7 protein-coding genes are annotated in these 12,973 nt (G+C 64.4%); 6 read left to right on the forward strand and 1 reads right to left on the reverse strand.

Annotation, left to right across the window (positions count from 1 at the left end):
• Positions 1 to 103: 103 nt before the first annotated feature.
• The 4 genes from V5E97_RS05705 to V5E97_RS05720 all read left to right on the forward strand — a co-directional run bounded on the left by V5E97_RS05705 (position 104) and on the right by V5E97_RS05720 (position 6,678).
• Positions 104 to 1,504, forward strand: a complete 1,401-nt coding sequence (locus tag V5E97_RS05705; RefSeq protein WP_406698325.1) for a DUF1501 domain-containing protein — start codon at positions 104 to 106, stop codon at positions 1,502 to 1,504.
• 163 nt (positions 1,505 to 1,667) lie between these two features.
• Entirely contained in the window at positions 1,668 to 4,157 is a 2,490-nt protein-coding gene (locus V5E97_RS05710) for a PSD1 and planctomycete cytochrome C domain-containing protein (RefSeq protein WP_406698326.1), read from the forward strand.
• Positions 4,158 to 4,191: 34 nt separating this feature from the next.
• Positions 4,192 to 5,559, forward strand: coding sequence for a DUF1501 domain-containing protein (locus tag V5E97_RS05715; protein WP_406698327.1), 1,368 nt, complete (start codon positions 4,192 to 4,194; stop codon positions 5,557 to 5,559).
• Between the two features lie 474 nt (positions 5,560 to 6,033).
• On the forward strand, positions 6,034 to 6,678 hold the full coding sequence (locus V5E97_RS05720; protein ID WP_406698329.1) for a cyclase family protein: 645 nt from the start codon (positions 6,034 to 6,036) through the stop codon (positions 6,676 to 6,678).
• A 953-nt stretch (positions 6,679 to 7,631) separates the two neighbouring features.
• Here the strand turns inward: V5E97_RS05720 and V5E97_RS05725 are convergent.
• Positions 7,632 to 8,105 (reverse strand): hypothetical protein, encoded by a 474-nt coding sequence (locus V5E97_RS05725; protein ID WP_406698330.1) that lies wholly within the window; start codon positions 8,103 to 8,105, stop codon positions 7,632 to 7,634.
• A 765-nt stretch (positions 8,106 to 8,870) separates the two neighbouring features.
• Between V5E97_RS05725 and V5E97_RS05730 the strand changes: the two genes are divergently transcribed.
• Both V5E97_RS05730 and V5E97_RS05735 read left to right on the forward strand, forming a co-directional pair.
• On the forward strand, positions 8,871 to 9,614 hold the full coding sequence (locus V5E97_RS05730; RefSeq protein WP_406698331.1) for an RNA polymerase sigma factor: 744 nt from the start codon (positions 8,871 to 8,873) through the stop codon (positions 9,612 to 9,614).
• A gap of 93 nt (positions 9,615 to 9,707) precedes the next feature.
• The gene (locus tag V5E97_RS05735) at positions 9,708 to 12,971 is read left to right on the forward strand and encodes a protein kinase domain-containing protein (protein WP_406698332.1); all 3,264 of its coding nucleotides are present in this window, start codon (positions 9,708 to 9,710) and stop codon (positions 12,969 to 12,971) included.
• The last annotated feature ends 2 nt before the right edge of the window (positions 12,972 to 12,973 follow it).

A 12,973-nucleotide genomic window follows, 5' to 3' on the forward strand; every position in this document is an offset into this window, starting at 1 on the left:
TGGAGCACGCCTAGAGCCGCTTCGCCCTTTCCTGTCGGTATCAACTCGGTTAAACTAAGGTTCAAGAATATGGGTGCGTCTGTTCACGAAGTTGAGGTTGTCCATGGCCGCGAATGCCTCTCGACGTGAAATCCTCCGAGCCGGCCTCGCCGGGTTTGGCATGTTGTCACTCCCGGGCATGCTCCGACTTCGCGAGGCGTCGGCGGCAACCGTCGCGCCGCGCGAGCGGACGGCGGTGATCGTGGTCTGGCTCCGCGGTGGATGCAGTCACCTTGATACCTACGACCCAAAGCCGGACGCACCGAGCGAGTTTCGCGGCCCGTACTCCACGATTGAGACGAAGACGCCCGGCCTGCGGTTCACGGAACTGATTCCGCGTCAGGCGGCCATTTCCGATAAATTCACTGTTCTCCGGTCGCTGGCCCACACCGGGGGCGGCCACCCGGCCGGCTCGCTCCAACTGCTCAGCGGCGATCCCGATGCCCAGGACAAGCAGGGGCCGAAGTACCCGGACTTCATGTCGGTGGCCCACTACCTCCGCTCGGATTCCCGGCATGCGCTGCCGAACTATATCGGGGTCAACCCGATCACCCGGTACGACAGCTTTCAGATCGCGGGGCCGGCTTATCTTGGCGGGTCGTACGAGCCGTTTGCGCTTCATGGCGATCCCAGTTCGCCCAATTTTAAGGTGCCGAATGTGGGGCTTTCCCACCCCTCCCAGGCTGACCGGCTCCGTGGTCGGCTTCGCCTCAGCCACTCGTTCGACGACTTCAGACGCGACTTGGACTCCTCCGGCACGGTCGACGCCATCGACCGGTTCGAGTCACAGGCGCTCGACCTGCTGACCAGCCCGGAGGCGGCTCGCGCGTTCGACCTGACCCGGGAAGATCCGAAGCTCCGCGAGCGCTATGGCCTGAACCAGTGGGGGCAGCAATGCCTGATGGCCCGCCGGCTGGTCGAGGCGGGGGTGGAGGTGGTCACGACCACGTTCGACGGCCCCCTCTGCGGCCGGGTGGCGAACTGGGACGACCACGCGGTGAACCACCACGTATTCGACGCGCTCAAGTTCCGCGCTCCTTATTTCGACCAGGCGGTCTCGGCCCTGATTGAGGATGTTTACGCCCGAGGCCTCGACAAGCGCGTGCTCGTCGTGGTGACCGGCGAGTTCGGCCGGACCCCCCGGATCAGCTACGTCGCCAGCAGCGGCGGGGGCCAGGCGAGTGCCCCGGCGGGCACGGTGCAGCCGGGTCGTGACCACTGGCCACGCGCCAACTCGATGATCTGGGCGGGGGGCGGGATCGCCACCGGCCGTGTGATCGGCGGTACTGACCGCCACGGCGAAGATGTGACCGATCGTCGGGTGGGGCCTCAAGACTTCCTCGCCACGATCTACCAGCACCTTGGTATCGACTACGCCAGCGTCACTATTCCGGACCACGCCGGCCGCCCCACCCCGATTGTCACCAACGGCCAGGCGATTCCCGAGTTGATCGCCGCCTCCTGACCGGTCCTGGCTTGCCCGAAATCGACTTCTCGGTCGCCTAATTTTCCACTCAGAAATCCAAGGATTCCTGCTTCCGTTACGGTCGCGACCATGGTAACTTCGTTGGAAGCTTGTTCAACAAACCGGTCTGCTCCCGCGGCCCGAGCGAGGAGAGGTGCCCGAAATGAGCCGAATAATCCTGAGTCTGCTGTTGGCAATGGTCTTGGCGGCGGGCGGAACGACCGCCCGGGCGGGTACGACGGACGCTGCGTCGGAGAGCTTTTTTGAGCTCAAGGTGCGGCCCGTGCTTGCCGGCACTTGTGTGAAGTGCCATGGGGCCAAAAAGGCCAGTGGCGGGCTCCGGCTCGACTCGCGGGAGGCGATGCTGGCCGGCGGCGACAGTGGCCCGGCCTTGGTTCCGGGCGACGCGGAGGGGAGCCTGCTGATTCAGGCGGTCCGTCACGCCGACGAATCGCTCAAGATGCCCCCCACCAAACCGCTGGCGAAGGCCGCGCAGGACGATCTGGTCGCCTGGGTCGTTGCCGGCGCGTCCTGGCCGAAGGCCGCCGCGGCGAAGCCGATCGAAGGGCAGGCCCACTGGGCGTTCGAGCCGCTTCGGGCTCTCCTGCCCCCCGAGGATTCCACCGGCTGGGGCGCACAGGCGATCGACCGATTCATCGCCTCGGAGCATCGGGCCAAGGGACTCCAGCCGGTCGCGAAAGCGGACCGCCGTGCCTTGATTCGCCGGGCTTACTTCGACCTCATCGGGCTGCCGCCGGAGCCCGACCGGATCGAGGCGTTCGTTGCCGACGAGCGGCCGGACGCGTTTGCGCGGCTGGTCGATGAGTTGCTGGCATCGCCTGGCTACGGCGAGCGCTGGGGACGTTACTGGCTTGACCTCGCTCGGTATGCCGACACGGCCGGGGATAACTCCGACTATCCGATTCGCGAAGCCTACCTGTACCGCGACTACGTGATCGACGCCTTCAACGCCGACATCCCGTACGATCGGTTCCTCCACGAGCAGATTGCCGGCGACATCCTGGCCAGCGACGGCCCGCGCGATGACTACGCCCGCCGGGTCATCGCCACCGGCTTCGTGGCCCAGGCAAAGCGGTTCGGCACGAGGAAGCTCGAGGACATCCACCAGATCATCGAAGACACGCTGAACACGACCGGCCAGGTCGTGCTCGGACTCTCCCTTCGCTGCGCTCGCTGCCACGACCACAAGTTCGACCCGATCACGGCTCGCGACTATTACGCACTTTACGGCTTCTTCGCAGGCGCCAAGTATCCGTTCGCCGGGGCGGAGGAAGACCGCAAGCCGAGCGAGTTCGCACCGCTCGTTCCGCCGGACCGGGTCAAGGATTTCGAGGCGAAGCACGCCGAGCAACTCGCCCGGCTCAAAGCGAGCCTGACCGAGGCCGAGACTCGCGGTGAAGCGACGGGCCGGGTGCGTAACCTGGGCTTCGCGGTGGCCGAGGCGGAGTTTATCGCGGGAGTGGCCGGGACGAGCGAACAGACCAAGGCGCTCGAGTCCCTGAAGGTCGATCTTGCCAAAGCCACGCGGGGACGCGAGGGCATGCTCCGACGACTGCGCGGCGAGATCAAGCAGGTCACCGAGGCGGGACCGATGGCTCTCGCCCCCCTGGCCTATGCCGTTCGCGACGGCGCTCCGACCGACGTCAAGCTCCAGGTGGGCGGCGACCCGGGCAAGCTCGGTGAGCATGTGCCGCGTGGGGTTCCCAAGGTGCTCGAGCCCGCCGGGACGATCGACCTGCCTGCGACGGGCAGCGGCCGACTCGCGCTGGCCCGCTGGCTCACCGAGGGGTCGCCTCGGCACCTCACCGCGCGGGTGATGGTCAATCGAATCTGGCAGCATCACTTCGGCAAGCCGATCGTGGCGACCCCCTCGGACTTCGGCCTTCGGGGCATCCCGCCGACCCACCCCGAGCTACTCGACTGGCTGGCCGGCGATTTCATCGCCCAAGGGTGGTCGATCAAGGCGATGCACCGCCGGATCATGCTCTCGGAAGTCTACCAGCTTGCTTCCGACGACGACTCGGCCGATGCGGCGATCGACACGGGCAACGCCTACTACTGGCGATTCGACCGCCGGCCTCTTGACGCCGAGGCCTTGCGGGACAGCCTGCTCGTGCTGGGGGGGAACCTCAAACGCGACCGGCCGGGCCCTCAGCCGTTTCCGGCCGTGAGCACATGGACGTATACCGCGCACCACCAGTTCAAGGCGCTCTACCCGTCGGAGCACCGAAGCGTCTACCTGATGGTGCAACGGCTCCACCCGCACCCGTATCTGGCCCTCTTCAACGGACCTGACACGAGCGTGACCACGCCCGCCCGCGACAGCTCGACCGTCGCCTTGCAGGCTCTCTTTCTCCTGAACAACCCGTTCGTGCACGACCAGTCGCAGCAGTTCGCGGGCCGATTGCTCGCGGATCAGTCCGACCCGTCGGAACGCCTCCGGCTCGCCTATCTCCGCGCGTTCGGCCGTTCGCCGACGGTCGGCGAACAGGGGAGGGCAGGGGAGTTCCTGTCGCAGTACGAGCGGAGCCTTGCCGACGAGGGCGTGCCCGCCGACCGCCGCTCCCGTGAGGCCTGGGCCGGCCTGACCCGGGCGCTGCTCGCCTCAAATGAATTCCTCTACGTGGATTGAAGTAAAACGATGTCGATAAGGGGGAGTCAAGACAATGGCGGCTGAATCGCCGAACCGGAGGTCCGTGCTCCGCCGTGCCTCGGCATTCGCCATGGCCGGCGGGTTGGGGCTGTACCGTCAGCTCTCGATCGCCGCCGCGGCGAATTCGGGACATCCGCTCGCGCCCCGGCCGGGTCACTTCCCGGCAAAGGCGAAGCATCTGATCGTCTTCTTCATGACCGGGGGATTTTCCCACCTCGATACGTTCGACTACAAGCCGAAGCTTCAGAAGGACCACGACAAGCAGGTTGGCGGCCGCAAGGTCTTGGCCTCGCCGTACAAGTTCCGGCCGCGCGGGGCAAGCGGCAAGATGGTCAGCGAGCTCTTCGAGCACGTCGGCGGGTCGGTCGACGAGTTTTGCTTCCTGCATACGGTCCACGGAGACTCGGCCGGGCACTCGGCCGCGACCCTGGGCATGCACACCGGCTCGGTCACGATCCCGTTGCCGAGCATCGGCTCGTGGGTGAGCTACGGCCTGGGTACGCTCAACACGAACCTGCCGTCGTTCGTGGTGCTCGCGGCCAAGGAGCCGTATAACGGGTTCCAGGTCTGGGACTCGAACTTCTTGCCCGCCTACCACAAGGGGGTACGAGTCGTCCCTGGTCCCAGCCCGCTGCCCGACGCCAAGAGCCCGATCGCGTCGGTGACGAGGCGGGAGCTTGAGGGGCTGATGCTCCGCGACCTGAATCAAGCGCACCTCACGTCTCGCGACGGCGACGCCGCCTTGGCGTCGCGGATGACCACGTTCGACACGGCCTACGGCCTGATGCGCGAGGCGCCCGAAGCGTTCGACCTGGGCCGGGAGTCGGCTGCCTCCCTCGAATCCTACGGCGCGAAGGCCGACGACCCCGGCTCGTTTGCCGCCCAGTGCGTCGTCGCCCGCCGCTTGATCGAGCGTGGTGTGCGGGTGGTCGAGTTGTTCGACGTCGGCTCGAACACGAACTGGGACAGCCACAACGACATCGACGACCACCGTGCTCTGTCGCGCAACATCGATCGGCCCATGGCCGCGCTAGTGAACGACCTGAAACGGCGCGGCTTGCTCGAGGAAACCTTGATCGTCGGCTGCTCCGAGTTCGGCCGCACGCCCTGGCAAGACCTGACTCCCCGAGGCCGGGGCCACCACAGTCGCTGCTTCACCTGCTTCCTCGTCGGCGGCGGCGTGAAGGGCGGGTTCAGCTTCGGCGTCTCCGACGAGTACGGCAACGGCCCGGCCGAGAACCCGGTTCACGTCCACGACCTCCACGCCACCATCTTGCACCTGATGGGGCTCGACCATACCCGCCTGACTTACCGCTACTCGGGCCGCGACTTCCGGCTCACTGACGTCCACGGGAATGTGGTGCGCGACGTGATCGCGTGAGGAGACGCCGTGGCCGGGCAAGGTTCCGACCGGCGCGGCGTCAGCACGTTCCGCTTGTCGCTTTAAAGAGGGGGGGGCAGCCGAGGCGACTCGCCTGTCCGCCCCCAGCGGGAATGGCTGGGCTCAGTTGCCTCGAACTCCTTGGCTTCGTCCCATCTCTCGAGAAGCCGGGCGCAACTCGCTGTAGCACTGGTTCAGCGGGGCTTTGTCTATCTCAAGGTCCTGCTGGCGTTGCTCGGCCAAAAGACGCTGTCGGACCCCCTCCCGCCAGTGCCAGAGGATGCCGGCGAGCCTCGCGCCAAAGCCGGCCTCGGCCCGTCGCGGTGGCTTCGGGATGGTCGGGGGCTTTCTGCCGGCGGTATGAATCGGAAGGGGAAATGGGACGTTCCTATAAAGAACTATAAGCGGCGATGTGTCTGTATCGCGGCCGTCCTCGGTGGGCTGACGTTCTGATTCGGGGGGAGATCCGCTGCCATGACGGACGAGCCGAGGGATGCGGTGGACCTCAGTTTGCCGCTGAAACCCGGGATGCTGAAATTCCCGGACGATCCCGACCTCGTCGTCCATTCTGAGTGCATCGATTACGGGCAGGAGAAGCTGCGCCTGTCGATGGTCGAACTAGGTCTCCACCTGGGCACGCACCTTGATGCCCCGTCCCACTTCCTCAAGGGCGGCATGACCGTCGACCAGATCCCGCCTACCGCTTTCCTTGGGACCGTCCGGGTCGTGGATCTCGGGGCGGTCGAGCGTGGAATCACGCGGGCGGACCTGGAGAAGCTTGTTATCCCGAAGCGGGCGAGACTCTTCCTCAAGACCCGGAATTCTCGGCTCCTGGGACAGGAGGAATATCGGGATGATCATGTCTATCTGGAAAGCGCGGCGGCCAGGCACCTCGTCGACGACCTCGAGGTTCGCCTGCTCGGCTTCGATTACTACAACCTGGATAGCTCGGCCCTGAAATCTCTCGAAAGTCACATGGTCTTCGCCCGCGCCGATGTGCCGGTTATCTGTGCGCTCAACCTCTCGGGTATCGGCGAGGGCGACTACGGGTTTTCCGCGACCCCTTTACCGCTCGTCGGCCTTGAAGCCTCCCCTGTGCGTGTCTTCGTCTGGAAATAGACACGTTAAACTGGCGTGAAACGGCCGCAGAGAACGAGGATTCTTGGCGGATGGTCGGCGCGAATGGTGAAGGGAATGTTCTGATCCTCCCGGCAATCTGGAGGATTCGAGCAGAGACGCCGCCTAAGGCGGCTGGCACCGAATAAGTTGACCGTTTTGTGCTACGATCGGCTCACCTCCTTCCTCTCAATAGACGCAAATAAACGAGTCTGTCGCAAAGAAACCGGGATCTCGTTCCGACGCTCTGCGTGGGAATGCCGTCCGCGACGTCTTCCCCGGCGGGTGGGGCCGCAGAGCGGCCAGGAGGGCATTCCCACGCAGAGCGTCGGAACGAGTTTCTCCCGCGAATTTCGGCCTCCGGTGCAGACAGGCGGCCCGGTTTCCTTGTGATAGACTCAAATGAGCAACTGATTTTGTACCATCCCTCATCCTCACGCTGCAGCGGACCTGGCCGCTATGGATGTCTTCTGGCGTGTTCAAGATTGCAGATCGGCGATCGTTCCGCGGTTTCTCCATTTGTAAAACTTCGCCGAACCCGTTTTTCCCTACTTCAATGCGATCGGCCATGGCATCATCGTCGGCCTGGCAATTCCCGTAGGGTGGGCACGGCCCACCGTCTTAACTTCTGTGTTGGCAGGGAGATGAGGATGGTGGTCCGTGCCCGCTCTCCGGGGGAAATCGGATTCTGGCCGCCGCTCAATCGCAAGTCGTTGATGAGTTTATTGCTTGTTGGGCGAAGCTTTGCCTCCATCTCACACTGAACCATAACAGGGCTGGGACTTCCGGCTCACCGACGTCCACGGGAATGTGGTGCGCGACGTGATCGCGTGAGGAGACGCCGAGGCCGGGCAAGGTTCCGACCGGCGCGGCGTCAGGACGTTCCGCTTGTCGCTTCAAAGAGGGGGGCAGCCGAGTCGACTCGCCTGTCCGTTCCCCAATGGGAATGCCTGGGTTCAGTTGCCTCGAACTCCCTGGCTTCGTTCGAACTCCCGAGGAGCCGGGCGCAACTCGCTGTAGCACCGGGCCAGCAGGGCTTGAGTTGAGGCTTCACGCGGTTGGAGTTGGGCCAGCGGCTCGAGGATTGTAATCGCCTCGTGATAGGCCCAATTCGCCCGAGACTCCAGCCCGAATGATTGGTTCATTTGTGCCAGTGCGACATGGGACATGGCCAGCCGGTTCAAGAGCTCCGGGGGCTGGTTGCGCTTGGCTTTGACGCGGCGATGGAAATGCTTCGTGTATTCCCAGGGAATGGCCAGAAGGGCTTCACGAAGCGGCTCCGCCTTGGGCTGTCGAAGCAGTTCTGTGTTGTCCATCCGCAACGTCAGGTCGATCCGGCGATTGGTATGCACGCCTCGACGCACCAGCAGAGCGGAATTTCCTGCCTTCGACGGGGCCTCGCGGCCGTTACTCTCCTGAGCATCCAGCATGAGCTAATCCTGACTTTCATCCATGACGCCCATGCAGGCTCGAAATTGTAGATATTAGGAGTTGTGGATGAAAAATATATTTTGTGGGGATTGGAGCCTTGGCTCTACGGTCCTCGACGTTCGGTTTCGGCCACGGTTGCCCTGGTGCTCGCTCAATGCGAGGCGAATTTGAGGGAGAACTTAAGAGTTATGGGGTCAACATATTGATGGATGGAAAGTGGATGTCGAATGAATCGCCTTGTTTGCCGGAATTGCGGAAGTGGCGCATGGCTCGAAGGGGCTGGTTTTGCCTCGCGGGTCTGCCCTGGAAATTTGCAGCGGTTCACCGTTGGGCGGTTCCGATCTTGTGAGGAGGACCATTCGCTTTCGTTCTCCCTTGGGGATCAAGTCAAGAGACCCTGCGCGAGTTGCCCCCGCTGTCGGAATGAGGTCGAGGAGTCGTTTCAAGGCGATCTTCAAGGGTTCCTCGTCACTCGTGTCGGTCACGGCCCGCTCGGGTTTGACCGGGCCGGCGTTGCGGGGGGCGGGGTCGATGAGGAAACGCTCCTTGGGACTTCTCTCTGTGGATCAGGCTCGGGGAATGGGTCTGTTGCTGGCCCAGGCCCGTCGCAAGAGGGGTGGGGGAATCCGCTACGGTCGTTCCGACGGATTTGGTGGGGAAGCATGGCACTGGCAAAGGGGGTGGAACACCACCTCCGGTTGCGTCAAAATAGTCTGTGCTTTTCTGAAGGATCGATTTCGTATAATATTGTGCTCATGGAAGATATGCCCGCTGATCAGGAAGCGAATGTGCCCGCGATGAAGCGGTTTCATACAACCCGCTGGAGCCTGATCCTGGCCGCCCGTGACCGGGGGCAAGGCGGGGCGCATGAGGCGCTGGCGGCCCTCTGCGAGACTTATTGGTATCCGCTTTACGCCTTCGTCCGGAGCCGGGGTCACGACGCGGAGTCCGCCCAGGACCTCGTTCAGGGCTTTTTTACGCGTCTTCTGGAACGTGGGGACCTGGCCACGGTCGACCCTGGGAAGGGAAAGTTTCGCTCATTTCTGATGGCGGCGTGCTCGCATTACCTGGCGAATCAAGCCGACCATGACCGTGCGAAGAAGCGCGGCGGCGGTCGGCCCCTGATCTCGATCGACCGACTCAAGGCGGAGGGGCGGTACGGGCTCGAACCGGTCGACCTTCTGACCGCCGAGCGGCTCTTCGAGCGACAATGGGCGCTGATTCTCCTCGAGCAGGTGCTCGGACAACTCGAAGCCGAGATGGTCCGTTCCGGCAAGGCACGCCAGTTCGAGGTGTTGCGCCCGGTGCTCTTGGGCAGTGCCCTGCGCGTGCCCTATGCCGAGGTGGCCGCCGCGCTGGGGGTCTCCGAGCAGGCGGCACGGGCCTCGGCTCAGCGGCTCCGCCGTCGCTACCGAGTGCTGCTCCGTGGGGAGGTTGCCCGGACGCTCGACGACCCGTCCGAGGTCGATGAGGAGATTCTCGCCTTGTTCGCCGCTCTCGGCGGCTGAACTCTCCTCAACGTTTGCGTCACGAATTCCCGGGGTTGCTTCTCTTTGGGGGTAGAGCGAAGTCCGCTCAAGGAATTCCAGGAGTATGCCCCGATGTCAGAGACGCGAGCCTGCGCTGAATGTGGTACGAGCGTCCCGCCTGGCGTTTCAAGCGGGCTTTGCCCGAGTTGCCTGAAGGGGACGGAGGATTTCGCTACGGCCACCCACCGGCCGGAGGCCAAGCCATCGGGCGGCGGCGGCGAATCGGCCGTGGGCCTGGACGAGTTCCTGAGGACTCTGCGCGAGATGAATTTCGTCGCGGACTCAGACATGGACCGGCTTGCGGAAGGGGCGATCGGCGACGTGGCCCGGCTGGCTCGCGTGCTCGTCCAGACGGGACATCTCACCGCCTATCAGGCAGGGGCGTTGTTGCAGGGGAAGGCCCCCGGCCTGCTGATCGGTCAGTACCTTGTGCTCGACAAGCTCGGGGTCGGGGGCATGGGCGTCGTTTTCAAGGCCCGGCACCGGCCCTCGGAGCGGGTCGTCGCCCTCAAAATGCTTCCCCCTTCGTTCGGGCGCAATCCCGAGGCGGTCCAGCGGTTTCGCCGGGAGTTCGAGCTGGCCAGTCGCCTCAGCCATCCGAACCTCGTCGCGGCCATTGAGGCGAGTGAGGACCGGGGCGTTCACTTCCTGACGATGGACTACATCAAGGGATACGACCTCGAACGTCTCGTCAACGTCGGCGGGCCCTTGTCGATCAAGCTGGCGCTCCACTGCTCGATCCAGGCGGCCCGAGGATTGGAGGCGGCCCACGCTCAGGGCGTCATCCACCGCGACGTCAAGCCGGGCAACGTGATGATCGATAGCGCGGGGGGCGTCCGGGTGCTCGACCTGGGGCTCGCGCGTGTGATCGAGGCGACCAGCTCGTTCAGTGGGCCGGGAGGAGGCTCTCTGACGCAGACCGGGGCGTTCATGGGGTCCACCGACTTCCTTGCGCCCGAGCAGGCTGACGACGCAAAGCGTGCCGACCAGCGTGCCGATATCTACAGCATCGGTTGCACCTTGTATTTTCTCCTGACGGGCCAGCCGCCGTTCGGGGGCGACACCGTCCTCAAGCGGTTGATGGCCCATCAGGAGCGGCCTGCGCCGTCGCTCCGCGCTGTCCGGCCCGAGGTCTCGGAGGCGATCGAGGCGATTTACCTGAGGATGATGGCCAAGCGGCCGGCCGACCGCCCGCAGTCCGTCACCGAGGTCATCCTGGCACTGGAGGCGTGCCGATCGGCGGTCCGTGAGGCCGGCGACGCCAGCGCCGACCTCAAGACGTTCGCCGTGACCGTGATGAAACGGGCCGCGCCACGTGGCCGTCGCGGGCCCGAAGCCTCCATCTTCGCCCGGCCCAAGCCGACCGGTTTCCCCGAGTTCAACCCCGACCTCAACCTCGAAGACCTCATCACCGACTACCGTGAGGAAATCCGCCGTGAGCCGCTCCCCGAGCACAAGCTCCCGCCCATGCTTCCCCGGCTTGCCCCGCCCCGCAGAAGGCGTCGCCGATCGTCGGGCCCCCTTGTTCTGATACTGGCCACGGTATTAGGGGCCGTCGCGGCCTACCTGCTCTTTCCGAGCCCCCGCCCAGCGCCGCACTCGACCGAGCCGGTCTTGACGCGATCGCAGCCCAACACCATTCCGCCCCCCAATTCCGGACCGATGGTCGGCTTCATTCCGCTTTTTAACGGCAAGGATTTGAGCGGTTGGGCGGGTGACGTCGAGAGCTTCGAGGTTCACGACGGGCATCTCCGCGCACGGACCGCCACGGAATCCACGATCTATTATCCGAAACCATTCTCGGATTTCGTGGCGCGGGTCGAGTTTCACTTGTCCCCGGGCGGCAATGGCGGCCTCGCCATTCGCTACCCTGGCAAGGGGAACGCGTCATCTGAAGGAATGTGCGAAATTGAAATTATCGACGAGGCCGCATTTCCTAATCTTGATCCCCGGCAAGTCAGCGGTTCGGCCTACGGGATGGTGGGCGCCATGCCGGGTTACGTGCGTCGCGCCGGCGAATGGAACATTCTTGAGGTCACGGTTCGAGGCTCGACCGTCAAGGTCGTGCTCAACGGCTCGATCGTTCTTGACGACGACCTGGACTATGTTGACGAATTTATGATGAAAGCGGCTCACCCTGGAAAGAATCGATCCCGTGGTTATTTCGGCCTGACGAACGTGAACTTACCTGTCGAGTACCGGGCCGTTGAGATCCGTGGACTTGATCCGGCCACTCAGACGCGGGCGGCCGAGCCGGTCGCCAGGGCCGTGCCTGGCCCGCCGAGCGGCCGACTTCAATTTTTCGACGATTTTAGCGACCGATCGAAGGGGTGGCCGGCCGAGTCCGACTCGGAACTCGCGAAGATGTCACACCACCATTGGGGATATGCCGAGGGCGTCTACCGGCTCGACGCGAATGTGCCGGGGGCCTTCTCGTGGACCAACGGCCTGGATGTCGAGGACTTTTACGTCGAGGCCGTCGGCCGCGTCTTCGGCGACCAGCCTGCGAGCCGGGGGGCGATCCTGCTCGAAGTCGTCAAGGACGAGATCAAACGCGGTTTCCAGGTGCGACTGACGGATCAGGGTGAGGTCTTTCTCGAGCCAAGCTTTCGGACCGTCGACGAGCAACCGAATGGCCCCAGGATCGGCCCGGTCCGCCACCCTGCGATCCGAACGGGCCGCAAGGATGCCTTTAACCTGATCGGCGTTCGATTGGTCGCGCGACGTGTCGAGGTGTTCGTCAACCGGGTTCGCGTCATCGGCCCGGTCCTGCTCGACTGGGATCCGGCTTTTTCTCGGATTTTGCTGGGTGTGACCGCCGAGGTGCCCAACATCCGCGCTGAGTTCGACCGGTTCGATCTCTGGGCCGCCTCGATCCGTGGCGATTCGCTGGGGACGACGCCGACCGACTCCGCGGGACGCAAGCTCAACCTCGACTTCGAAACCGGCACCTTGCAAGACTGGACCGCCGAAGGGGAGGCCTTCTCGGGGCAGCCGGTCGAGGGAGACACGGTCCAGGCCCGCCGCAACGACATGTGGAGCGTGCACCAGGGGAAATTCTGGGTGGGAACCTACGAACGTGGCGGCGATGATCCCCAGGGTACGCTGACCTCGGCCGCCTTTCGTGTGGCACAGCCGTTCGCCAGCCTCCTGATCGGGGGGGGAGCCAAGGAGTCGACCTGTGTGGAGATTGTCCGCAACGACAGCGGCCAGGTGATCGAGCGGTTCCGGGGACGTCGAACCGAGGAACTTCTCCCGGTCACCGTCGACCTCAGTCCGCACGTGGGCCAGGAGACAGGGCCAGCGCGCATTTTGCGTAGGCTTGGCAGTTTATGACG

Origin of the sequence: Singulisphaera photorubra, assembly GCF_045290345.1 — a bacterium.
Lineage (GTDB): Bacteria > Planctomycetota > Planctomycetia > Isosphaerales > Isosphaeraceae > Singulisphaera.